Here is a 23,584-nt window from a genome sequence, read left to right on the forward strand (position 1 = left end):
GGACGCTCCGATGTTCATCCAAGATATGAAGTTGCTGGCCGCACCTTACTGGTCGGCTCAAGGCCGTCGTCGAGCGTGGCTGACTCTCGCCCTGGCCATGCTGGCGGTGGCCGGGATCATTGCGATCCAGGTGCGCTGGAACGAGTGGAGCCTGGGCTTTTACAACTCGTTGCAAAGTCTGGACGCCGCCGCGTTCGGTTATCACGTCGTGGAGTTGCTGGTACTCGACGTCGCCTTCATCGCCTGCACCATGGCCAAGTTCCAAGTGCAACAGCGCTTGCTGATCAGTTGGCGAGAAAAACTCACCCAGGCCTTTCTCGGCAAGTGGCTCGACAGCCAACGCTACTACCGCAGCCGCTTTCACAGCGTGACCTATGACAACCCCGACCAGCGTATCGCCGAAGACTGCAAGATCTTCGTCGAGCAGACCCTGGACCTGGGCCTGAACTTGCTTCAGGCGATCATTCTGGTGGTGCTGTTCAGCATGATCATGTGGCGCATTTCCGGCACGCTGGAGTTCGAAGTCGCCGGGCATGCCGTCGCCATCCCTGGCTACATGTTGTGGCTGGCGTTGATTTACGCGGTGATCGGCAGTGGTATTGCGCACTGGATCGGCAAACCGCTGATCGGGCTGAATTTTATGCAACAACGCCGTGAGGCGGATTTTCGTTTCGGTCTGACGCGTTTGCGCGAAGACGCAGAAAATGTCGCCCTTTCCCGTGGCCAGGGTTGGGAAAGCAAGCAATTGTTGGGACAGTTGGGTCTGCTGCTGAGCAACTACTCGAGACTGGTCCGCTCGAAAAAACACCTGCTGGGGATTAATGCGGCGTATGAGCGATTCGCCTTTACCTTGCCGCTGCTGCTGGTGTCACCGCGCTTCTTCTCGCGAGAAATTCAACTGGGGCAACTGACCCAGATCGCTTCGGCGTTCGGCGAAATACAGTCCTCACTGTCGTTTCTGATTCACAGCTACCCGCAAATCGCCGAATGGCGTGCGACCAAGACTCGCTTGTGCAGTTTCTGGCGTGAACTCGAGGCATTGCCCGCCCCGGTCGACCCCGTCACCCGTCGTACTCCCGGCCTGCGGTTGCATGACTTTGCACCGCTGAACGAGCACGGTTTACCGCTGTTCAAACCGCTGACGCTGACCTTGGCTCCCGGCGAACGACTGTTGCTGCGTGGGCCTTCCGGCGTGGGCAAAACCACCCTGTTCCGCTCGCTTGCGGGGTTGTGGCCACGGCACCAGGGCAGCGTCGAACTGGACCGCGAGGGTCTACTTATCCTGCCGCAGAGGCCTTATCTGCCCAATGGTTCGTTGCATGAACTGTTGCATCAAACCGGCGAGACCGGTGCTCTCGAAATCGATGAAGCACGCCTGAAAGCCGTGCTCAAACTGACAGAGTTGCAGCACTTGCCGTTGCACAGCACCGATGATTGGAGCCGGTGTTTGAGCCCCGGCGAGCAACAGCGTCTGGCCATGGCCCGCGCCTTGCTGATTCGGCCACCATTGCTGTTCCTCGACGAAGCCACTTCGGGCCTTGACGACAGTGCCGAGCGAAGGTTGTACGAAGCGCTGGCGGCAACCGACATTACGCTGGTCAGCATCGGCCATCGCGAAAGCCTCGGTGCGTACCACACCTGCGTGATCGATATGGTGCCAGTGGCTTTGCCCTCCTCGCCCAAACCCATCCCCTCCACCACTCTGGAATTTTGAGATTATTGATATCGTTGCCAAAAAAGTGGCTGGCGTTTGCGAGCCTGACTGCGTGCCTGCTCTGCGTTCAACACGATCAGGCGAACGAGCCGCTGATGTACACCGTCAACGCGGCCCAAGCATTGCGCTGTGACGGTTAAAGTTAGGGCTTCGGTGCAACTGGAACCGATGCCAGCCTGTCAGTGATCCAGTGTGATAATCAGGCTCAGAATCGATTGAAGGCGCACAGAAGCCTGTCCCCTTTCTTGGCTTCGCTTGTCTTTCAAGGTAAGCGAACGAAAAAGAACGTTCTCGCTACAGAACCCCTTGACTGACGGGGGGTAAAACGACCAAAAATAATGTGGAGGCGCGAGATAAAGTCTCGCAACCCCTTGAATTATATAGTTGGGACGGAATGATTCGAACACTCGCCCCATAGCACTTCCGCTAGTAACAACCGACCGACATCAGCAGGGAAAGAAGCCGTGCCTCAATTGGTAGCCGTCCCACTGTCTTGTGCTTCCTGAATGCCACACACATATCGTGACCAGTGATCCATTAGCATTTGTCGCTTGCCGAAAAGGTCGCCACTGCGATAAGCCGCCTCAACCGCACTCTCTACCGCATGTGCAAGTGCCTGCTCGCAGACCTCTCGAGGATAGTGAGTGACCTCACTCGCACCCAATCCCTAAAAGTCGAACGAAATCCATGAGTCGTGAGATCGTTGCGCTTCATTCGACCCAACACCATCAACATCGCCATGTTGCTCAGCGGTTTTCCTTTTCGAGCACCAGGGAACAGATGATTGTTCCCCTTTACGCGTGGAAGAGCGACCAGTAGATCCAATGCCGCTTGCGACAAAGGAACCCGGTGCTCTTTCCCTGCTTTCATTCGCGACGCCGGAATGGTCCATATCCCTGCCACGAGATCAATCTCCGCCCAGGTAGAGTCAAGCACTTCACTGGTTCGGCAGGCCGTTAAGATGGTGAAGCGCAGCGCCTTAGCGCTCAGATCCTCTGCTTTTTCAAGCGTTGCCACAAACGCAAGGAGTGTGATCCATGGGATGGCCGAATGATGTTTTACCGCGCGCACCTTTAGACGAGGGGGCAAAAGCTTGTCCAAGTGCCCCCGCCATCGAGCGGGGTTTTCACCATCGCGCAGCCCTTTGGCCTTGGCTGCATCAAGGACCAATTCGATTCGGTTTCGCAACCGGCTGGCGGTTTCAGGTTTGACTGTCCAAATGCTGGGCGGGAGTGCCGAAGTAAGTCTCGCGAAAGCTCGTGAGAAAGCAGCAGAGGCCAGAAAGCTGAGCAAGTCAGGCGTAGATCCGCTCACCAATCGGGATGAGGAATTGGAGCGACGACGGCTGGAAAAAGAAGCCCAGCGTTTAGCTCAGGCCACCGCAAGAGCCAAGGCAACCCCTTTCAAAGACGTTGCTCTCGACTATATCGCGGCCCACAGGGCGGGCTGGAAAAATGCTAAGCATGCTCAGCAGTGGGAGAACACTTTGGCGACTTATGCGTTCAAGGTCATAGGCGAGCTTCCTACGCAGGAGGTAGCGAAAGATCCAACTTGCGCCACTGGAACGGCCGACTTTCAAGTAGAGGCCGTCGCCATCATTGGTCATTCCAGCCAATCCGATCCTGATTATTTTCTCTACGGTTTTTGTCGTCAGTGATGCCATCCGTCACCTCCTATTTAAAGGATGATGACTCAATCTAGATGAGTCTCAGCCCATACTCCAGCCCATACCTTGGCCCCTGGCTTTCCGTAGTCGTACGCGGAACACAAAAAACAAAAACCTCTCTAACCGACTGTTTTTAAGTTATTTTTTCGCACCAAACAGAATACCTTGCGCGACAATGATGCAGGCCTTGAGTGCATCCCTTCGCCCGCGGAGTTGTTGGAACTGCACAACCGCTTCCAGCAAATGACGGCCGATTACAATGCCCTCCCCGCCGGCCAAAAACACGAGGGCATTCGGGACATTCACAGTGGTGCTTCCCCAACAAGCAGGATGATCAGCATGTTGACGTGAAGGTGGTGAGCAAACAGGTGGGTGACCGCCAAGCTCGGTTCAAAAAACCGTAAGGTTCCCTCAAGACGGCGTCATGACGATACCCTGGTTCTTGCTGACGGCCAAAATGGTGTCTGGACGCCGCATGATCTGCGCCGCACGGACGCAACCATGATGCAAGCCTTGGGGGTTAGCCTGGACGTTATCGATTGCTGCCAAAACCATGTGCTGGCTGGCTCTCGGGTGAAGCGCCAGTACCTGCATCACGACTATGCCGAAGAGAAAAAACGCGCCTGGAACCTGTCGGGTGATCGACTCAGTGCGGTGCTGTCCTCAACCTACGAGCATCCACTGGTCGAATCGATGATGTTTTTCAGCGGACAAACTTCCAGCAAGTCGAACTCTTCCCATGAAGACATCATTATTTTATGAAAACAGCGGAGATACGCAGCGCATCAATCGTCTTTGGAAGCCGACCTGACCGGCGATGAGTCTGCGCGAAGGACTATTTTGAACGCCCACTTCCGGCCCAGAGGTGTAAAAAGTGCCTCCGCGATCCTTGCTATGATTTCTGAGGATTTCACAGCCTCACCAACTGGGCAATTACGCGCAGCGCATCCTCTTGAGTCCCTGATCGAATGACTCCCACCAAGGAAATTTTTCGAATGTGTAATGTTACTGGGATGAAGTCTTTCGTTATGCAAAACATCAAGGCTTACAGCTTCGATGGCTAGCCAGCCATCAATCAGGTTGGATCAATTGAAAGTTCCAGCACTCCTTATCTCATCGCACTGAGCCTTTTAGAGAGTGCTTTTTTACTCTGCACATTTTCCCGATTCAGACGGAAAAATGATCTGTACCCGCAGTCCGAAGCCATTGGGTGCAGCATCAAGTACGACCTGTGCTCTGTGCTGCTCTGCAATCGTTTTAACAATTGAAAGCCCGAGTCCACTGCCAGAGCCGCGTTGATTATTACCTCGATAGAATCGCTCAAGTACCCGCTCACGCTCCCCCGCATTTATTCCCGGGCCGTTGTCGCAAACCTCAAGCACGATCCCTTGGGCGGTCTCGCGTACTGTCACATCAATCTTTGCCTGAGCACCTGCGTAACGAATAGCGTTGTCTACCAGGTTATTGAGCAGGATACGTAGCGTTTCGGGATCCCCCGAAATGCTCGATGCAGCATGTTCAGTCAGACCGAGGTCGATACCAGAGGCTTCAGCCCTACGAACCTGATCACTGATCACCGACTTACATAGAGCGGATAAATCGACGCTCTGCATGACTGGTGATTGCGCATCAGGCTCCAAACGAGCCAAGGTCAACAACTGTTGTGTCAGACGAGTCAGACGCGTGACACCCACCTGTACCTCTGACAGCGATACCGCCCGGTCTGCATCTTGAGTGGCCCGCTGTGCCAGCTCTACTTGAATGCTCAGTGCCGCCACTGGTGTTCGTAGCTCGTGCGCGGCATCAGCGATGAAGTGTTTTTGCATGGTGAAGGCATTCGCCAGCCGTTCCAGCAAGTCGTTAAGGGCATCGACCAGAGGTTTGACTTCACTAGGTAATTCTTTCGAAGCGATAGGCTGCAGACTATTCACGTTGCGCTCCGAAAGTTCTGTCGCCACTGTTTTCAGTGGTTTCAGTCCGTAGCTGATACCAAACCACAAAAACAGGGCCAGAAAGGGAATCAGTGACACTACTGGCCACAGTAAGTGCACCGCTAAACCGGCCAGCTCTTCCCAGCGTTTATTTTGCGCCTGGGCTACGCGGAAAACCTTGTCGCCTCGCTGGTTGACGAATGTGTGCCACGTTTGATCCCCGACCTGAACATCACTCAGTCCAGTTTGCATCGGTGGAGGGAGCATCAGTGCCGAGTCGGTCGTAATGCTCAAAACTCCTGCATTCCAAACCTGAAGCAGCACTTCGTCAGCATTATCATCACGTAGTGGACTGGGTTTATCCCTCGTATCCGTCAGTGCAATGTGCTCACCAGGATCCACACTGATATGTTCTGCGATGTAACGCATTTGCTCATTGAGCAAATCATCCAGTTCAAGGACGGCCCCCCAATAGGTGCCAACACTTGCCAGCAGCCCAGCCAAAAAAGTGGCTGGCAGCAGCCATAACAGCAGACGCCGGCGGAGTGAACTCATGCATCCTCTCCAATGTGATAACCGACACCTCGAACAGTGCGAATGACCTCGGCCCCGAGCTTTTTACGAAGATTATGAATGTGAACTTCCACCGCATTGCTGCCCACTTCATCTCCCCAACCGTACAGGCGATCCTCTAGTTGCTCGCGCGAGATCACCGCTTCCGGTTCCTTCATCAGCTCGTGCAACAGCGCATATTCTTTGGCGGACAGGCTGACTGGCTCGTTACGCAACCATAGCAGGTGTCGTACCGGATCAAGGCGCAACGGGCCACCTCGGAGTTCCGTCTGCACACGCCCGGACTGACGGCGACTGACGGCACGGATGCGTGCAACCAATTCCTCGATGGCAAACGGTTTTACCAGGTAATCATCAGCGCCGTGATCAAGACCGGCTACCCGATCTGGTAGCGAGTCGCGGGCGGTAATTATAATCACCGGTAAAGTCTCGTCGTGTTGACGCAGAACCTTGAGCACATCCATGCCATCCTGACGCGGAAGTCCCAGGTCGAGTAGCAGCAACGCATACGGGGTAGTTTCCAATGCGAGGACAGCGGCCTTGCCGTCCGTGACCCAATCCACCGTGTACCCTTCCTGGCGCAGGCCTGTTTGCAAGCCGCTGCCGATCATAGAGTCATCTTCTGCAAGTAATATTCGCATCGCCTGATCCCTTTTCCTCACATCAGTCAGCGCTTCACTGGAGTACCACACAGTGTGCCGAAGTCTTGACTCCGCGCATATCGCGCCCATTTCATAGATGATTTATCAGACCTCTTAACTCAACCCCGCGACCACTGGGCCTCCAAGGGCGATAAGACTGCCAGCGTCACCCTTAAGCTGGACTTAAGGAAGCAACCACTATGGTGCGTATCACTCGCATCATGATCACAATGTGGTGCTTCCTAGTCTCCTGAACGGGTCTCCCCATGGAAGAGCTCAATCGCACTCTGTTCTTGGCTATCAACGCCAGCGTGCACTCCTCGGCGGAAATGCGACTACTGGCGACTTTTCTGGCGCAGTGGCTCATCACAGGTGTACCGCTATTGCTGATCGGATTGTGGCTCAGAGGCACACGCCACCACCGAACCGCTGCAGTTACCGCCACGCTGAGCATCGTGTTCGCGCTTGGATGCAATCTGCTGATCAGTAGCCTTTGGTTCCATCCGCGTCCCTTCATGCTGGGGCTAGGACAAAACTTCCTAGTGCACGCTCCTGAGTCCTCGTTCCCCAGCGATCACGCCACTGTGATGTTCACTTTAGCAGTGGCTCTGATACTGGCATCGCTGCGCAAGCTTGGCGTGCTGATTCTGCTGCTGGGCACATTGGTCGGCTGGGCACGTGTCTATTTAGGCGTGCATTTTCCATTCGATATTGCCGGGTCGCTGCTGGTCTCGTTGATAAGCGCGTGGTGGCTACCGCAATTACTGAGTTGGAGACATCTTGATGAGCGTCTGCTCGACCTTCTTGAGCGCCTATATCAACGAGTTATGCCAACAGCCAATCGACGCGACGCTCACCAGTAGGGGGAGAGGCAATGCTTGATTCGCGAAATCCTGCTCGCTCCGCCACTTTGGCTTCGAAGAAAATGCTAATGCATAAACATTGTTTTATCACTGTGGTAGTGCTGCTCACCGGCTGTGCAAGTTATCAACCGCAACCACTGGCGCCTCAGAAAATGATGGCTGCCTATGAAGAGCGCTCTCTGACTAATCCAACGCTTCATCGCTTTATCACTGCACACCGCCCCAACACTACCTCTCCCTGGAATCTGGACACCTTAACGCTGGCGGCTTACTACTACAGTCCTGAGCTGGACGCAGTGCGCGCCAGGTTTGCGAGCGGTGAGGCGGCGACAGAAACGGCGAATCAACGACCCAATCCGTCCTTGTCGTTGCCACTGCAGTACGCCGATCAGCCGATAAAACCGTGGACGTACGGACTGGCCCTCGACATCCCGATTGAAACTGCTGGTAAACGTGGGTATCGAGTGGCGCAAGCGCAACAACTCTCAGACGCTGCCCGTCTGAATATCGGTCAAACCGCCTGGCAGATCAGAAGTCGTCTTCGCAGCGCGTTGCTTGACCTTTACGCTGCCAGCCAGCACCACGCGATTATCGAGCGTCAGGTCGACATCCAGCAGAACATAGTGACCATGCTGGAGAAGCAGCTTACGTTGGGGTCGGCCTCGACGTTCGAGTTGAGCCAGGAGCAGATCATTCTGGAGCGTGATCGTAGCGACTTGGCTAGTAACGAAAAGCTGATGCTGGACGCCAAAGCACTGATCGCTCAGACCATTGGGATTCCTCTCAGGGCTCTTGAGCCCATCAAGCTAGACCTGAGTGAATTCGAGAGCCTGACTCCGCAGATCCCTGATAACACCGCCCGCCGTCAAACCATTCTGAATCGCACTGACATCCTGGGCGCCCTGGCCGAGTACGAAGCGAGCCAAGCCGCTCTCCAACTGGAAGTTGCACGGCAATATCCGAACCTGTCACTCGGGCTCGGGTACTCGTTCGACCAAGGGGTGAACAAGTACAGCGTTACACCGGCAGGCATCACGCTCCCCCTATTCAACCGTAATGAAGGGCCTATCGCGGAGGCCGAAGCGCGCCGCAAGGAAGCCGCCATCCACGTCGAAGCCCTTCAAGACCAAGCGATCAATCAGACCGACAGCGCTCTACTGCACTATCGCCTGGCCACGCAAAACCTCGCGCTCACCGATACCCTGGGGGCGACCCGAACAGCCGCCTTTCAAGCCGACCAACGTTCCTTTGATTTAGGCGCGATAGACCGACTGGCGCTATCACGGTCGCGCCGTGCCGTGAATGTCGATGCAATGATCCATGTGGATGCAGTGGTTCAAGTCCAGCAAGCCATCAGTCAACTTGAAAATGCCATCGAGCAACCACTCGATGGAATCCCATTGCACGCCCAGTCAACCGAGGCGGTCATTCGAAAATGAACACACCCTTTCGTAACAAAACCTCACGGATCGCCCTGGCTGTGGTAGCCGCTGTCGGATTAGGCGCCATAGGGTTTTTCTCCTATCAAGCCATGCAGGTTGCACCTGTAACTGCGGTAGCGCCCCCTACACGGGTCACTACTGAAGGAGGTTTAACCATCGTCACGCTGGATGAAACGACCCAGACAATCAGTGGCATCCAGAGTGAGCCGATCTCTGCGTCCAAGCATCAAGTGGAACATCTTGCTTACGGCAGTGTACTTGATGTGCAAGGGCTTAATGATCTAAGCACTCGTTACTCAATGGCTCAAGCAGACTCAGCAACAGCACAGTCTGCCGCTTCGGCTTCTGGCCAGGAATATGAGCGCAACGTCGCGCTGTACAAAGCTAACCAGAGCGTGTCCTTGAAGGTGCTGCAAGCCTCGCAAGTCACTTGGAATATAGACAAGGCCAAGTTACAGGCTGCTGGTGCCAGCATACGGTCGATACACAACAACGCGCGCCAACAATTTGGTGCTCCCTTGGCAAGCATGATTGGGGCGCAGGACGCCCCTCTACTGCAAAAGTTGTTGAGCCGCGAGGAAATGCTTTTGCGCATCGTTCTTCCCCTCGGGGTTGATTTAGTCGCGCCTGAACTGATCTCAGTTGAGTCCAGCGAGCATCATCGGGAAACGGCTCAGCTTATTTCAGTCTCGCCTCAAGTCGACCCTTCGACTGAAGGCCGTGCCTACCTCTACCGAGCAGCGGCGACTCTGCCAGTTGGTAGCAAAGTAGTTGCCTACTTACCGTTGCCCACACCAGATAGCACCGGTTTCGTCATACCTGAAGCAGCCATCCTATGGTTTGGTGGGCAGCCGTGGGCGTATGTGCAAATTGCCAAAGACCGGTTCACTCGCCGTCCTGTCGCAGACCAAAGTCCTTATAACAATGGATACCTGGTCAGCACCGGGTTTGAGTCCGGTGATCGTGTCGTGGTGCACGGTGCGCAACTGCTGTTATCCGAAGAACAGCGTCCACCCATCACAGCATCGGCCTGCAAAGACCCCGAATGTGACGACTAACCAGACGGCAGCGAATACATCATGTTGAATTCAATTATCCGCTTCGCTGTCCGCTTCCGTGGGGTCGTTATCGCCCTCGCTTGTCTGCTGGCAGGTTATGGCATCTACACCCTGACTCAGGCCCGGCAAGATGTCTTCCCCGAGTTCGCGCCACCTCTGGCCGTGATTCAAACCGAAGCCCCAGGGTTATCGTCCGAACAGGTTGAAATGCTGGTCACCCAGCCGGTCGAAAATGCAATGGGTGGCACCCTCGGGCTTGCAAGCATGCGCTCCAAATCGTTGCCTGGGCTATCCATGGTGACGCTGACCTTCAAGGATGGAGCTGACATTTACCGAGGCAGACAACTGGCTGCGGAGCGACTCAGTACCCTCACCGGTATTCTCCCGCACGGGGTCAAAACACCCGCGCTACTGCCGCTAACATCTTCGACCAGCGTCACCCTGGTCGCGGGTATCACCTCCGACACCCGCTCGCTGATGGAGATGCGCACACTGGCAGAGTGGACGATCAAACCGCAATTGTTGCGCGTGCCCGGTGTGGCGGACGTGATCGTATTTGGTGGCGATCTAAAGCAGTTTCAGATTCAGGCAGATCCCAAAAAGCTGGTGCAATACGGTTTCTCTCTTCAAGACGTGTTGAGCGCTGCCCAGCGCGCAACGGGGGTTAGAGGCGCGGGTTTTCTGGAAACCGATAACCAGCGCATCGTCTTGAATACCGAGGGTCAAACCGTTACACCAGCGCAGTTGGCGCAAACGGTGCTCAACTATCAGAAGGGTATCGCCGTACGCCTGGGCGATGTCGCCACGGTGGCCTATGGGCCTGCTCCCGCAGTGGGTGCGGCGGCAATCGAGGGTAAGCCAGCGGTGTCGCTGATGGTGGAAAGCCAATACGGCGCCGACATGATGAGCGTTTCCAGTGAAGTGGAAAGCGCCTTGGACAGTTTGAAACCTGCGCTCGAAGCGGAACAGGTGAGCCTGCATCCAGACATCTTCCGCCCAGCCAGATTTATCGAAACCGCGATTGGTCACTTGCAGACGGCACTGCTATTGGGAGGCGTGCTGGTTGTCCTGGTGCTGTTTCTGTTCTTGCTCAATATCCGCACTGCGATCATCTCGGCTACGGCAATTCCGCTGTCCTTGTTAACGGCGGTGATCGTGCTCCATCACTTTGGTGTGAGCCTCAACACCATGACCTTGGGCGGCCTGGCCATTGCCTTGGGAGAGGTGGTGGACGATGCCGTGGTCGACGTGGAGAACATCTTCCGTCGACTGCGCCAAAATCAAGCGCTGGAGCATCCCGTATCAGCGGCCTTGGTTGTATTGCGCGCCTCATTCGAAGTCCGCAGTGCCGTGGTGTATGCCACCCTGGTTGTTGCGCTGATTTTCCTACCCGTACTGGCACTGTCAGGGATCGCCGGGAAACTGTTCGCGCCCTTGGGGCTCGCCTATATCCTGGCGATCTTGGCATCCCTTGTAGTGGCCCTGACGGTCACGCCAGCGCTGGCGTTTATGTTGTTGACCGCCAAGCCACTCCAATCGGACGAGCCAAAGTTGGTGCAGCGTCTGAAGGCTCGTTATCTGAAATTACTCGCCAGCATCGAGTCGCACTCTCGGACAATTGTCTGGATGATCGTCATTCTCTGCACGGTGGCGATCACCGCGCTGCCGTTTTTTGGCGGTAACTTCATACCGGAATTGAAGGAGGGACATTACCTCATCCATATGGCGTTGGCCCCTGGCTCCTCTTTGACCGAATCCATGCGTGTGGGCGACCGTGTGGCGCAGGAACTGAGCACAGTCTCCGGCGTGCGACTGGTAGCGCAACGCGCAGGGCGAGCCAGTGAAGTGGTCGACCCGACCGGCGTCCATGTCAGTGAGTTCGAGGTGGATTTGAATAGTTTGTCCGCCGCCGAGGAAACCCAGGCCGTGGCACGTATCCAACACGTATTGGCCAGCTTCCCAGGGCTGACGACGTCGGTGAATACATTCCTGACTGAACGGGTGGACGAAAGCATCTCCGGTGTCACCGCGCCGGTCGTTATCAATGTCTTTGGCCCTGATCTGGATGTGCTGGACAGCAAAGCCCAGGAAATCGCCCAGGTAATAGGTCGAATCCCAGGCACCATCGGCCTGAGAGTTGAGTCCGCCCAGCATGTACCGCAGTTGACCATCAGGCTGCGGCCTGAGCAGTTGACCCATTGGGGGTTTGAGCCGGTCGATGTGATGGAGGCGATTCAAGTGGCATATGACGGAGTGACCGCTAGCCAAATCTATCAGGGGAACCAGACTTATGACGTCACCGTTTCGTTAACTCCGACGGCCCACCACAGCATCGCGACAGTCGGGTCACTGCTGCTACGCAACAAAACCGGAACAACGGTGCCGCTTGATCAACTGGCCTTGATCACTCAAACCACCAGTCGTTACCAAATCATGCACAGCGGTGGTCAACGCCTGCAAACCGTCTCGACCGCCGTACATGGCCGTGCGGTGAGCGACTTCGTTCAGGAGGCTCAACGGCTAATCAACAAGGAGGTCACTCTCCCCAAGGGAACCTATGTTTTGTTTGCTGGTGAGGAACAAGCACGTGCGCAATCACAACAGGACTTACTGGTTTACACAGCGGCAGCCATCATTGGGATCGTGCTGCTTTTGTTCCTCGCTCTCAAAAGTATGCGTGCGTTGGTCTTAGTCCTCGTGAACCTGCCTTTCGCCTTAGTAGGCGGTGTAGTGACCGTGTTGGTGTGCGGTGGAAACTTGTCATTGGGATCGCTTGTCGGGTTTGTCACGCTGTTTGGGATCACGCTGCGCAACTCCATCATGCTCGTCTCGCATTACTCACACCTGGTGAATGAAGAAGGTTTGACATGGGGCCCGGAAGCGGCTCGAAGGGGCGCCGCCGAACGACTGGTACCGATCCTGATGACCGCCGTGGTGACCGCTTTGGGGCTGCTGCCTTTGGCACTCGCCAGTGGCGCTGCTGGCAATGAAATCGAAGGGCCTATGGCTATCGTTATCCTGGGTGGGTTAGTGACCTCGACAGCACTCAATTTATTGGTGTTGCCGACCCTGGCGTTGCATTTTGGACGTTTTGAAAAGCGCACCGAGGAGTTTCCCGCTGACGTGGCAACTGCGTCATAACGGTTGTGCGACCTCACGAGAAGAGGCGCATCTTGATTGCTTAATCACCGGTACTACATAGGCAGCCCATGCATGATGACGTCCCTGGTCTCATCGGTCATCGAGTTCCTCACGGCGCATCCGCATGTTGCCTATCTGGCGGTGTTTCTTCTGGCACTTTCCGAGTCAATCCCGATCATCGGTGCCGTCGTTCCAGGCACTGCCGTGATCCTCGCGCTCAGTGCCTTGGTGCCGAGTGGCGTGTTATTGCTCTGGCCGTTGCTGGTCGCCGCCACGTTAGGTGCCATCGCGGGTGATGGTCTTTCGTTCTGGCTCGGACACCGATACCACCGCGAGATTCTTGGTTTCTGGCCATTGAACCGCCACCCTGAACTGATTCAGAGCAGCGAGGCCTTTTTCGAGCGTCACGGCGCCAAGAGCGTGTTTCTCGCGCGCTTCGTACCGGGCGTCCGCGCCTTCATTCCGCTCCTCGCCGGCATGATGGGAATGGCGGTCAGTCGGTTCTATGCCGTCAATGTTGTCTCGGCGCTCGCTTGGGCGCCGTCGCATATCCTGCCCGGTGTGCTCGTCGGCGCAACGTTCAGCTTTCTCGGTGCGGCTGCAAAGCCGCTCGCGATCCTGCTGGTCGTACTAGTCGCGACGGGCTGGGCGGGCCTGCATCTCGTGCGCTGGACGTTGCGTCGAGGCATCCCCTACCTCATCGTCGCAGTGGAGCGGCTGCGGAGCTGGGCCGGCACCCACGACACTTGGCTGAGCCGCAGTCTCACCCGGTTGCTCGATCCTTCACGGCCCGAAGCGTGGCCTCTCACACTGTCGGCCGTGCTTCTCGTCGGTGCAGCCTGGCTTTTCTTCGGTGTTCTTGAAGACGTCGTCAGCGGTGACCCGTTGCTGCTCGCAGACAGCGCGATATACCGCGCCCTCCAAGATCTTCGCACAACGCCAGGCAATGCGGTGATGATCGCCATCACAGAGCTTGGCGACACCAAGGTCGTGGTGGCGGTAACGATTGTTGTCTTGCTGTGGCTCATGTGGAAGCGCGCCTGGCGTACAGCTTTCTATTGGCTGGTGGCGATTGCCGGCGCTTCGGCGCTCAACACGGTCATCAAAGTGGCGTTGCATCGAGCTCGACCCGGTGAGCTTCTCTACTCCGGGTGGAGCGCGTTTTCCTTCCCCAGCGGCCATAGCACAGTCAATGTCGTGCTCTACGGCTTCCTCGCCTTCCTCATCGCGCGTGAGATCCGCCCGGCATGGCGCCTCGTGGTCGCTCTCGGCGCAGCAACCCTGATATTTCTGATTGCATTCTCGCGCCTCTACCTCGGTGCGCATTGGTTTTCCGATGTGCTCGGGGGGCTGGCATTCGGGTCGGCGTGGCTGGCGCTGCTTGGACTGTCCTACCTGGGGCGCCAAGCCGGACGCATTGAGCCAATGGGCCTGCTCGCCGCCGGATGTTCAGCACTGATTCTCGCCGGAGGACTCAATATCTATCGTAGCCATGCGACCGACACCGAGCGCTATGCTGTCATCGTACAAACCCCAACCATGGCCGCCACCGATTGGTGGACATCGGGTTGGCAGCAACTGCCGGCGCGGCGTATCAATCTGACGGGCGAGACGAATGAGCCGCTGACGTTCCAGTGGGCCGGTGGTCTGAAGGAGTTGCAAGATGTCCTGCAGAACAACGGGTGGCGCGACTCAGCGGACTGGACACCGTTTAGTGCCCTGAACTGGCTTTCCGTCCAGACAGACCCTGCAGGTCTTCCGGTAATTCCACATTTCGCCAGTGGTCGCCTCCCCAGTCTGACGCTCGTTCGACCGAATAGTGGTGGCGCACTTACCAGTTCGCGCCTCGTGCTTCGAGTGTGGGTCGTCGATTTCGAGCTCACGAACGGGCGTACTTCACCGCTGTGGATGGGCTCGGTTGTGGAGGAGCGTTTCTATCATCCCCTATCCCTCGTCACGTTGACGTCGACACAGCCGGATGTGAACGCACCACGGGGCACGCTAACTACTGCTTTTGAGGATGGGCGACTCCTGCCTCGAATCCCAGAGACGGCAGATGAGAATTGGGATGGCAAAGTCCTGCTAGCTCGCCATGATGAGCCTACCCATCACTGACACGCTCTGTTCAACCGGTGAGCTGCTCGAACAGATCGAAACTCTTCCAATCTTTGCCATCGCCAGCCCGCAAGAACGCTGGCGATCAGCATGCATACACCACTGACCAGATTGAAAATGCCTAACGCAGTGCCCTTGAGTTTTCCAGGCGCTTCATCGGCTACCAGCGAGGCAAGAAGGCCTTGGCTGAATCCCATATGAAGCCTGCTGAAGAGCCTTCTCGACCGGCGCTAATCCTTTACACCATCTGAACGCATGCGCTTTCACGCGGGCCGGCAACGGCCCGCCACGGGCATCGCTCGCTCGTGAAAAAACACGCGTGACGATTTCGCGACACCGGCAATAAAAACAATAAAAAGAGGCAGGTTATTTTGACCATCGGCAAAAAAATGCTCGGTGCGGGTTTGCTCGCCCTCGCGTCCTTGCATGTACAGGCTTTGTCGACAAACCATTGGTTGCCAACGTCATTCCCCGCGTCACACCACTGCCGGGACCCAGCCCGGAGCAGTTTTCCTTCGGTTTCAGCATGGAAACCCTTTATGGGCGCAATGGGCAGTTCGCCCGTACCTTCGGTTGGGATATGCACTGGGATGCCAACTCACCCGGTGACGATGACCCCGACTCTGCCAAACGCCACAAGCAGAAATTCGTCGCCACGCCGAACCTGTTCGCCTCTATGTACATGCCCTACGGTCCTGGCATCAGTGTAATGGCAGGGATCTTCGGTCCGGCCATCGGCTACGAGATTCCGCCGAATATCCGTGAGGCACGCAACCCGTTCGCCAGCAAGACCTACGCCTGGTCACGGAGCCCAGCACCGTATCCGGCGTCCTTGCCAGCACTCGTCTGTTCAATGGCGAAAGCAGTCTGCTCGGGGCCGAGCTGGGTGTGGTGCAAGGCTGGAACAATTTGCGCGACAACAACAACAACAACAACAACAACAACAACAACAACAACAACAACAACAACAACAGTGGCAAATCAGTTATGGGGGCACTGCGCTGGCGCACCGCCGATATGGGTACCTGGGTCGACTATGAGTTCATGGAGGGCGACGAGGAAAACCATAACATCGACGACGTACAAGCACCCACCGCACGGATCTCGCCCCACGGGCACCAGCACCGCGCGGGGTGATTTCAACGCGCTGACCGTCGGTTTTCGCTGGGACGTCAGTAAAAACGTCAGCCTGCGTCCCGAACTTCGCTACGACTGGTTCGAGCCCCTTGACCACGACCGCATCTACGGCAACGGCCGCGACCGTACGCAAATTACCGGGCTGGTAGAGGCCCTGGTTTATTCTGACCCTTCCATTGTGCGTCGACGCTCGTCGGCGCCCTGTCCACCCATGCCCGCAAGGGCGGAGAACTGCCATGAATAACAAGAAATGGGACTCGGCTTACGAATGGAAAGCCGTCGCGCTGCTCGCGCTGGGCTTCGGTCTGGTCGGCCTGGATCGCTTCATCATTCTGCCGCTGTTCCCGGTGATGATGCGTGATCTCAACCTCAACTATCAGGACCTCGGCAACATCTCTGCGGTGCTGGCGCTCGCCTGGGGGATTTCCTCGATTTTCATAGGGCAGCTGTCCGACCGGATCGGGCGGCGCAAGGTGATCATTCCTTCTGTGATCATGTTTTCGTTGTTGGCTGGCTTGTCCGGCCTGGCGACCGGTGTCGGTGCGCTGTTGCTGATTCGCGCGGTCATGGGCGTCGCCGAGGGGGCTTTCACACGGACCTCTATCGCCGCCACCGCCAAGGCTTCCCACCCAAAGCGACTGGGCATGAACATCGGCATCCAACAGGCTTTCTTCCCCCTGTTAGGGCTCGGTCTGTCACCGATCGTCGCTACCCAATTGCTGCCGCCTTCGCGAGCGAGCCCGCTCCCACATGGTTCCAGGTATATCCGCAAGAACAGGTCGGCCCGAAGGCCGCCTCGGCTCACTCTTCCTCACCTTCAGGAACAACCTTGTTCTGGGTCAAATAGCGGTCAAGCGTCGCATTATTGTCAGGCGAAGAATTATCCCCCGCCACCTGCCACAACCGCCGCTCAATCCCCTGCGCCAGCAAATGCCCAACGGCCGACTCGATCGCCGACAACACACACAACTGCGCCGGCTCGTTCGTGGTGTAGCCAACCTCGGCTTCGAGCAACTTCTTGAACTCGATAAACTTGAACACCCCCGCACTGCGCCCGACAGAGTAAATCGTCTTGCTGGTCATCACATTGGCCAACACCTGCCCACTGCGCACATCGACAGCACGAAGATTCACCGACACCTGATCCACCCGATACTCCCTGGAAATATCAATCCCCAGATACCGCGCCCCTTCCCCGCCGCTACGCACGTTGGTGTCATAGGCAATAATCCCGCCCTCAAGCATCAAATTGGCCGCCTGCAACGGTGGCAACTCGCCCTGGATATTCACCGGCGTATTGGGCTTTTTCTGCGAGGCGCGAATGATCTTGCGCTCGGTCAGCAGGTTCTGCAGCCCTTCACGCTCCAGCACCACAAACCAGCCACTGGCCTGCAATGCATCCATCAACATGCTCGCCGCGCCCTGGGTCACGCTGGTGGAAAACGAACTGGCCGGGGTCGGTTTGTACTGCCCGGTCTGATCCCGGAAGCCATACACCACCGCCATCAACCGGCCCTTGGGTCGTGGCATGTTCAGCAAGTCGTAATAAGTCGACGCCCGCGGTGTCAGGGTCGGTGATTCGGTGTCCTGCTCGGCCCCCATCGGCTCGCGCAAACTGCACCCTTGTAATGCCGCCAACATCAGCCCCAGCGCTATTATTTTTTTCATGTCCTTGACTCCCCATCGATCCAAGTCCCCGTCAAGGGGCCAGGCCATTCACCTGGATTTCGGAAACTTCACCGGTCGCTCGGTCGTTCACTTCAATAGTCAGTGCACCGGAGTCGTCGATAACGTTCACAACAAAAGCGTCGGTGGTCAGGCTCCCGGCATTGCCCGCGGAGATGTTGTCCATCAACTGCCCTAGCAGCCGTGATTGCAGCTGACTGGTGAAGCGCTCCAGGGCCGACGTGCCGGCCGCGCTGGTACGGTTCTTCAAGTCAGGGTCGTCGTAATCGTTCTGCGCCTGGGCGTTATTGAGCAACCAGGTCCCGTTCAACGGGTTGCCGCCAAACGACGGGTTGACCGGCGTGTAAACCAGCTCCGTGGCCTGGACCAGCCCGCAGCTACTCAACCCTAATAACCACATGCCCGCGCGTTTCGAGAAAGTTCCAGTGTTCATAGTTCGTCCCTCTCAAGGTCGGTGGTGTCCTGCAACAAGGTTTCCAGCCTGCGCTGGACGATCTGCACGCGGACCAGATCGGCAGCCTCATAGGCCTCGTCCTTCAACTCCACGGTGTTCGGCGGCAGGAAGCGCCGATAAACCAATCGTTGCTGATATTCCACGGTCACCAGGCTGCCCCAGCGTGCCGAAGGTCGTTCACGCACCACCAGGTTGAAGTCCATCGGACTGGTGGCACGCAGGCGTTCACTGAACGAGTAGTAAAAGTCGTGGCCGATGTGCGAGATCGTGTCGTCGACGATAAAACCCATCATTTCGTCTTCTTCGCCAGCCGACACGAAGGACGTCATCAGCATCAGGACCAGGGCCGCTAGCCAGTGTCTGTTCATGGCATCAGCGCCCCAACGCCTGAGGCGTTTGGGATTGGCCTTTGGGCGCGGACGCGCCATCGAGGAAGGCCTTCTCGGCCACGAACTGCCAGTCCTTGTAGCTCGCCATGCCGGTGAAGTCCGACCATTGAGTGGGAAAATCCGCCTGCTTGAGCGGCGTGTCCGTGGAGGGGCTGTTGAGGCCGGTGATGCGTCCGTCGAACCCGCGCATCAACGTCCATTCGCCGCCACCAATCGGGTCCGGGTAGAGGTTGCGCAAGTGGTGTTTGGGCGACGGAAAACGCTCGTCCTGCATCAGGTCCGCCAGCTCTTTGGGGTACTGGGCCAGGCCAGGCGAACTGCGGTAATAACTGCGCAAGGCCTGGGCGTATTGAGTGCCGACCCAGAGCAACTGCCGCTCACGATCACGGCGCGACGCGGTGGACCACAACTGGCCAGCGCTGGCCAGGCCCATGCCCATCAACATGATCAGAAACAGCACGCCCAGGTAAGTGAAGCCGGCCTCGTTCGAGGGCTTACCACTCGGAATAAAGGCTGCCATCACGCGCCCTCCCTGTGGCCCCGCTTTTGATATCGGCGACTCCGCCCGGGACGCCGTCAGGCGGCGCCACCAGCACCCAGAGGTCTTTGCGTTCAGCGATCGGGTCCATCGGCGGGTTGCGCAGGTAACGCTGCTCGACCAACTGTTCGATGGAGTCGGGATAACGCCCCGTGTCACCGTAGTAGTGATCCAGTGCTTCGCGCATGGCCGACAGGCTCTGGCGCAGCGTGGTCTCTTTCGAGGCCTCGAGGCTGTTGAAATAGCGAGGCAAGGCGATGGTCATCAGGGTGGCGATGATTGCCATCACCACCATCAGTTCCAGCAGGGTAAAACCCTTTTCCCGACGCATAATCTCACCACTCCCGGTAGGCGATGCCGTTGAGACCCTTGCCGCGCGCCTTGGAGTAAACGTCAAAAACGTCTTCGCCTTCGCGCGGGTTTTGAGCCGTACTGTCGTAGGAGCGCATGCCCCAGCCACCTTCGTCGTTACGCTTGACCGGCGCCAGCGGGTCATGGGGCACGCGCCGTAAAAAGAAGAACTTGGCACCCTTGGCGCTGCGCACATCGCGCACACCGTCCACCAGCACTTGCAGGTTCGGCGGGTAGCCGCTGCTGTTCAGGGATTTCTCGATGTAGCCAGCGTCGAACGCACGTTTGTAGGCGTCGATGGCATCGCGAATCTGATACAGCGCCGTGCGCAGTTCCTGCTCCTTGCCCCGGCGCACCACGGTCTCGGTCAGCGGCGCAGCCATGCCAGCCAGCAGGCCGATCAAGGCCAGCGTCACCACGACTTCGATCAGGGTAAAACCGCGTTGCGAGGCGTTCATGATCAAGGCTTCTCGACGACAACGCGGGTGGATGCAACCGGAGTACCGAGGGTCTCTGTGGGATTCGTCGAGTCCATCCCACGGTCTGGTGCCTGGATGTGCATGCTGGTTTCGGTACCGGTGGTGAACTCCATGTCCGACGGGCTCTGGTACGGCAGGTTGCGCACGATCCGCGGCGTGATCGACAGCACCAGCTCCGACTTGCCGACCGTGTCCTTGTTGCTGCCGAACAAGCGGCCAAGACCTGGAATGTCGCCAAGGCCGGGGATTTTGTTGCCGGTGGCGCCATGGTCGTCGCGCATCAGGCCGGCGAGGATCTGGGTTTCGCCGTCATGCAGACGCAGGGTGGTCTGGGCGTTGCGGGTGTCGACCTGAACCGGAATCGTGCCCTGGCGGGTCGGCTCCAGTGGCGTGGCGTTACTCACTTCCAGGGCGATTTTGATCGCCACTTCGTTGTTCAGGTGCACGGTCGGCTGTACTTCAAGTTTAAGACCGACATCGAGGTAGGTGACGCTTTCGGTGATCACCGGCCCTTGAGTCGAAGGCACCGAGGTGGCGCTGATGATCGGCACGCGCTGACCAATGTGGATGCGCGCCTGTTCGCGGTTGCTGACGCGAATCACCGGGCTGGCGAGGGTGTTGATGTCGTTGTCCTGGGCGTTGATCTTGGCCTGCGGCGACGGCGAGATGGAGATCCGGCTGGAGTTTATGCCTTTGAGTTGGTCAAGCAGGGTCACGGCCGAGCCATCACTGTTGACCACGCCGAAGGTGTTCGGCCATTGCAGGCCAAGGTCGAGAATCCTCTGGGTGGCGACTTCCATCACCTCCACTTCCAGCACCACTTCAGGGTTGGACTGGTCCTGGGATTGCAACAATTTTTCGGCCATGCGCACCGCGTCTTCGGTGTCGCGCATGGTCAGTGTGTTGAGGCGTTCGTCGACGAACACATCGCGGGTCTTGAGCATGGTTTTGATCATGTTCAGCGCGGTGTTGGCATCGATGCTGGTCAGGTAGAAGGTGCGCATCACCAGCTCTTGGTAATCCTTGAGCTTCTGCGGTGAGTCCGGGTAGATCAGCAGGGTGTTTTCGTTCACCACTTTCTGGTGCAGCTGGTTCTGTTGCAGCAGCAGTTCCACGGCGTCTTCGATGCGCACGTCACGCACGAAGATGGTGGCTTTCATGTCCGGGCGCAGGTCCTTGTCGAAGATGAAGTTCAAACCGGCGACCTGCGACAGCACTTCGAAGATGGTTTTCAGGTTGGCTTCGCGAAATTCCAGGGTCACCGGCCGATCGAGACGGGTCCGCAGTTGTGGATACGGGACCACGTTGCGGCTTTGTACCAGTCGGACATTGCTTTGCAACTCCAGGGCCCCTTCATTTTTCGGGTCCAGTTCGAGGATCTGTTTCACCTGGCGGTCGGCGCCGTAGATATCGCCGCGACGCAGGTCACCACGGGCCAGTTCGAGTTTTTCATCCAGGCTGCGCATGTGATCGAGCTGGCGCAGCGAGTCCTGGGCACGGCGGTTGTTCGGTTCGATGGTCAACACCCGGCCGAAAGCCTGGCGGGCAGACGCGAAATCACGCTGGGCGCGATCCATGTCACCCTGGGTCAACAGCGCCGTCACTGCACGGGCACGGCCACTGTTCAGGGCCAGGTGCAGCTCGGTGTTGCGAGGGTTTTCCTTCAGCCCTTCCTCGATGCGGGCCAGGCCTGCTTCGTACTGTCCCGACTCCATCAGGTCGGTCGCCTCTTGCTTGGCAACCTGCGCCGAACTGCACGCGGCCAGTCCGGCACAAAAACAAAGGTTCATCAGCAAACGGGATCTGTTCATTGCGCGCTCCCCACAGACAAAGTCTGAGACAAATGCAGAGGCAGATAGACAAAGCTGAGTTCCATGTCGGAAATCCCCTCGATCCGCCAGGTGTCGTCGATCACATCCCCCTTGCGCACGACGTATATTTTTTCGCCGCTCTGCAAAAACACTTGCAGGTCGGAACGGTCATTCAGCTTGCCAATGAACTGGAAAGGCATCGGTGGTGCAGTGGGGACTTGCACCTCCGGGGTCAGGTTGACGGGTTGTTCGGTGACGGTGGCGAGCTGCGGCGCAGACGTCCAGCTGCGGGCGGCGAACAAGTCGCCAGCCGGGCTCAAGTCCTTGACCACTGCCGATGTTTTACCGGCGGACGCGGCGGGCAGCACACCACGGGTTTTGCTGTTGGTCGGGGTGGCCACGACAGCCACCGAAGCATCGCCCTCCTCTGACGACGTGAAGTATTCAGGCAACCAGGTCAGCGCCGCCGCCACACCGAAGAACGCCACCCAACCCACTGCGCGTTTGGTATTCATCATGACCTCGACAGGTAAAGGGTCATGCGGATCCGCCCGGTCAGGTCGGTGTCGGCGATTTTTTTACGCTGGAACTCCACGTCCTCCACCACCACCGCCGGTAACTGGCCGAGCAAGGCATGCAGGAAGCGCCGCAGTTGCGGGTAGCTGCCGCGCACCGGCAGCAGAATCTGATAACGGGCCAGGTGCGTCTTGGGGTCGATGCCCAGGGAATATTCGCCACGGGCCAGGGTGATGTGCTCCTGAGCCGCCAGTGCGTAAATCTTGTCGATGGCCACGGTGGCCTGCGGCTGGGACGGCAACTTGCTACGGAAATCGTCGAGCTGACGTTGCGGCACCACCGGAGCGGCAACACTGCCGTCTTCGACTTTGGCCAGGTACTCGCCGGCTTCGCGCGTCTGCTGGCTGAGTGTTTGCAGCGACCGCCAGTCCGGCATCAGGCCCACCAGGCCATACACCAGCGCCAACAGCAACATCGTCAGCCCTGCCAGGCCGGGAATGCCCAAGCCTTGCAGGTATTCGTGGACGATCAATCTAGGGATTTGCATCGCCGATCTCCCAGCTAGCCGACAGGTTGAATTGCACCGGGTGTTCCGGCACGTTCGCGACGATTTCGTGGCTGAGCAGCGACACATCGGACAGCTCGTCGCTGGCTTCGAGGCTGCGGTGGAAGTCGAGCATGGCTTCCAGATCCCGCGCTTCGGCGCTGATTCGCACCAGGCCTTTGCGGGCATCCGGCGTCAGGGTCAGCAAGGCAATGTCGTCCCGGGGCATGGCTTCGAGCATGGCGAACAGACGCTCCCATGGCCGGCGCAATTGCTGGGACACCTTGCGCATCTCGGCCAGGTTGTGCGCCTGTTCGCGGGTTTCGGCCGGGGTCAGGCTGACTTTGCCGCCCGTGTCGCCGGTCAGTACGCGCTGAGTGGTTTGCAAGTGGCCTTGCTGTTGCGCGGCCTGTTCGCTGAGGTGCTGCTGAACCAGCACGCAGGTCAGCGTCAGCACCACGCCACCGACCAGCAGGCTCCAGCCCAAAGGGCCCGAGCGACGGCGCGGCTGGAAGTCGAGCATCAGGGCGCGCAT

General features: G+C 57.7%; 21 protein-coding genes and 4 pseudogenes. 10 read left to right on the forward strand and 15 right to left on the reverse strand.

The features are described from left to right. Positions 1 to 10 precede the first annotated feature (10 nt). Complete coding sequence (locus tag FQ187_RS10895) at positions 11 to 1,714, forward strand: ABC transporter ATP-binding protein/permease (protein WP_149629460.1); 1,704 nt, start codon at positions 11 to 13, stop codon at positions 1,712 to 1,714. 597 nt (positions 1,715 to 2,311) lie between these two features. On the opposite strand, the gene FQ187_RS10900 is transcribed toward FQ187_RS10895, so the two are convergent. After that, positions 2,312 to 2,902 carry a tyrosine-type recombinase/integrase gene (locus tag FQ187_RS10900; RefSeq protein ID WP_371925533.1) on the reverse strand — a complete coding sequence of 197 codons (591 nt, stop codon included), beginning with the start codon at positions 2,900 to 2,902 and terminating at the stop codon, positions 2,312 to 2,314. On the opposite strand from FQ187_RS10900, the gene FQ187_RS29935 reads away from it, so the two are divergent. Next, positions 2,859 to 3,371 (forward strand): integrase arm-type DNA-binding domain-containing protein, encoded by a 513-nt coding sequence (locus tag FQ187_RS29935; RefSeq protein WP_178122703.1) that lies wholly within the window; start codon positions 2,859 to 2,861, stop codon positions 3,369 to 3,371. The genes FQ187_RS10900 and FQ187_RS29935 overlap by 44 nt on opposite strands. A 180-nt stretch (positions 3,372 to 3,551) precedes the next feature. Next, positions 3,552 to 4,142, forward strand: a pseudogene (locus FQ187_RS10910) (hypothetical protein); the annotation flags it as partial. Positions 4,143 to 4,525: 383 nt separating this feature from the next. On the opposite strand, the gene FQ187_RS10915 reads toward FQ187_RS10910, so the two are convergent. Both FQ187_RS10915 and FQ187_RS10920 read right to left on the reverse strand, forming a co-directional pair. Next, positions 4,526 to 5,866, reverse strand: a complete 1,341-nt coding sequence (locus tag FQ187_RS10915) for an ATP-binding protein (RefSeq protein WP_149629461.1) — start codon at positions 5,864 to 5,866, stop codon at positions 4,526 to 4,528. Then, the gene (locus FQ187_RS10920) at positions 5,863 to 6,525 is read right to left on the reverse strand and encodes a response regulator (RefSeq protein ID WP_149629462.1); all 663 of its coding nucleotides are present in this window, start codon (positions 6,523 to 6,525) and stop codon (positions 5,863 to 5,865) included. Before FQ187_RS10920 ends, FQ187_RS10915 begins: the two co-directional genes overlap by 4 nt. 266 nt (positions 6,526 to 6,791) lie before the next feature. Between FQ187_RS10920 and FQ187_RS10925 the strand changes: the two genes are divergently transcribed. From FQ187_RS10925 to FQ187_RS10945, 5 genes are all read left to right on the forward strand, one after another. After that, positions 6,792 to 7,388: an undecaprenyl-diphosphatase gene (locus tag FQ187_RS10925; protein WP_149629463.1), complete on the forward strand. Its 597-nt coding sequence runs from the start codon at positions 6,792 to 6,794 to the stop codon at positions 7,386 to 7,388. Positions 7,389 to 7,399: 11 nt separating this feature from the next. Further along, the gene (locus FQ187_RS10930; RefSeq protein ID WP_149629464.1) at positions 7,400 to 8,827 is read left to right on the forward strand and encodes a TolC family protein; all 1,428 of its coding nucleotides are present in this window, start codon (positions 7,400 to 7,402) and stop codon (positions 8,825 to 8,827) included. Then, positions 8,824 to 9,888: an efflux RND transporter periplasmic adaptor subunit gene (locus FQ187_RS10935; RefSeq protein ID WP_149629465.1), complete on the forward strand. Its 1,065-nt coding sequence runs from the start codon at positions 8,824 to 8,826 to the stop codon at positions 9,886 to 9,888. The genes FQ187_RS10930 and FQ187_RS10935 overlap by 4 nt, the downstream gene beginning before the upstream one ends. 21 nt (positions 9,889 to 9,909) lie before the next feature. Continuing rightward, positions 9,910 to 13,029, forward strand: a complete 3,120-nt coding sequence (locus tag FQ187_RS10940; protein ID WP_149629466.1) for an efflux RND transporter permease subunit — start codon at positions 9,910 to 9,912, stop codon at positions 13,027 to 13,029. Positions 13,030 to 13,101: 72 nt separating this feature from the next. Beyond that, entirely contained in the window at positions 13,102 to 15,144 is a 2,043-nt protein-coding gene (locus FQ187_RS10945) for a bifunctional DedA family/phosphatase PAP2 family protein (RefSeq protein WP_256667296.1), read from the forward strand. 53 nt (positions 15,145 to 15,197) lie between these two features. Here the strand turns inward: FQ187_RS10945 and FQ187_RS30320 are convergent. Together FQ187_RS30320 and FQ187_RS29940 are read right to left on the reverse strand one after the other, a co-directional pair. Beyond that, positions 15,198 to 15,347, reverse strand: a pseudogene (locus tag FQ187_RS30320) (MFS transporter); the annotation flags it as partial. A 60-nt stretch (positions 15,348 to 15,407) separates the two neighbouring features. After that, positions 15,408 to 15,572, reverse strand: coding sequence for a hypothetical protein (locus FQ187_RS29940; RefSeq protein ID WP_178122701.1), 165 nt, complete (start codon positions 15,570 to 15,572; stop codon positions 15,408 to 15,410). An 8-nt stretch (positions 15,573 to 15,580) separates the two neighbouring features. Here FQ187_RS29940 and FQ187_RS30870 point away from each other — a divergent pair. Beyond that, positions 15,581 to 16,444, forward strand: a pseudogene (locus FQ187_RS30870) (outer membrane beta-barrel protein); the annotation flags it as partial. A gap of 73 nt (positions 16,445 to 16,517) precedes the next feature. Next, a pseudogene (locus tag FQ187_RS10960) lies at positions 16,518 to 17,003 on the forward strand (MFS transporter); the annotation flags it as partial. Between the two features lie 79 nt (positions 17,004 to 17,082). On the opposite strand, the gene FQ187_RS10965 reads toward FQ187_RS10960, so the two are convergent. The 10 genes from FQ187_RS10965 to FQ187_RS11010 are packed head-to-tail and all read right to left on the reverse strand — an operon-like array spanning position 17,083 to position 23,584. Further along, positions 17,083 to 17,949: a CsgG/HfaB family protein gene (locus FQ187_RS10965; RefSeq protein ID WP_149629467.1), complete on the reverse strand. Its 867-nt coding sequence runs from the start codon at positions 17,947 to 17,949 to the stop codon at positions 17,083 to 17,085. 31 nt (positions 17,950 to 17,980) lie between these two features. Then, positions 17,981 to 18,400: a curli assembly protein CsgF gene (locus tag FQ187_RS10970; protein ID WP_149629468.1), complete on the reverse strand. Its 420-nt coding sequence runs from the start codon at positions 18,398 to 18,400 to the stop codon at positions 17,981 to 17,983. After that, positions 18,397 to 18,789: a curli production assembly/transport protein CsgE gene (gene csgE / locus FQ187_RS10975; protein WP_149629469.1), complete on the reverse strand. Its 393-nt coding sequence runs from the start codon at positions 18,787 to 18,789 to the stop codon at positions 18,397 to 18,399. Before csgE ends, FQ187_RS10970 begins: the two co-directional genes overlap by 4 nt. A 4-nt stretch (positions 18,790 to 18,793) precedes the next feature. Continuing rightward, positions 18,794 to 19,330: a type II secretion system protein gene (locus FQ187_RS10980; protein ID WP_149629470.1), complete on the reverse strand. Its 537-nt coding sequence runs from the start codon at positions 19,328 to 19,330 to the stop codon at positions 18,794 to 18,796. Then, entirely contained in the window at positions 19,305 to 19,679 is a 375-nt protein-coding gene (locus tag FQ187_RS10985; protein WP_129443236.1) for a type II secretion system protein, read from the reverse strand. Before FQ187_RS10985 ends, FQ187_RS10980 begins: the two co-directional genes overlap by 26 nt. 4 nt (positions 19,680 to 19,683) lie before the next feature. After that, positions 19,684 to 20,157: a type II secretion system protein gene (locus FQ187_RS10990; RefSeq protein ID WP_149629471.1), complete on the reverse strand. Its 474-nt coding sequence runs from the start codon at positions 20,155 to 20,157 to the stop codon at positions 19,684 to 19,686. A gap of 2 nt (positions 20,158 to 20,159) precedes the next feature. After that, positions 20,160 to 21,989, reverse strand: a complete 1,830-nt coding sequence (locus FQ187_RS10995; RefSeq protein ID WP_149629472.1) for a secretin N-terminal domain-containing protein — start codon at positions 21,987 to 21,989, stop codon at positions 20,160 to 20,162. Beyond that, positions 21,986 to 22,504: a hypothetical protein gene (locus FQ187_RS11000; protein WP_149629473.1), complete on the reverse strand. Its 519-nt coding sequence runs from the start codon at positions 22,502 to 22,504 to the stop codon at positions 21,986 to 21,988. The genes FQ187_RS10995 and FQ187_RS11000 overlap by 4 nt, the downstream gene beginning before the upstream one ends. Then, positions 22,504 to 23,052, reverse strand: a complete 549-nt coding sequence (locus FQ187_RS11005) for a GspMb/PilO family protein (RefSeq protein ID WP_149629474.1) — start codon at positions 23,050 to 23,052, stop codon at positions 22,504 to 22,506. Before FQ187_RS11005 ends, FQ187_RS11000 begins: the two co-directional genes overlap by 1 nt. Further along, positions 23,039 to 23,584: a PilN domain-containing protein gene (locus tag FQ187_RS11010; RefSeq protein WP_149629475.1), complete on the reverse strand. Its 546-nt coding sequence runs from the start codon at positions 23,582 to 23,584 to the stop codon at positions 23,039 to 23,041. Before FQ187_RS11010 ends, FQ187_RS11005 begins: the two co-directional genes overlap by 14 nt.

This window comes from Pseudomonas sp. ANT_J28 (assembly GCF_008370005.1).
GTDB classification, from domain to species: domain Bacteria; phylum Pseudomonadota; class Gammaproteobacteria; order Pseudomonadales; family Pseudomonadaceae; genus Aquipseudomonas; species Aquipseudomonas frigoris.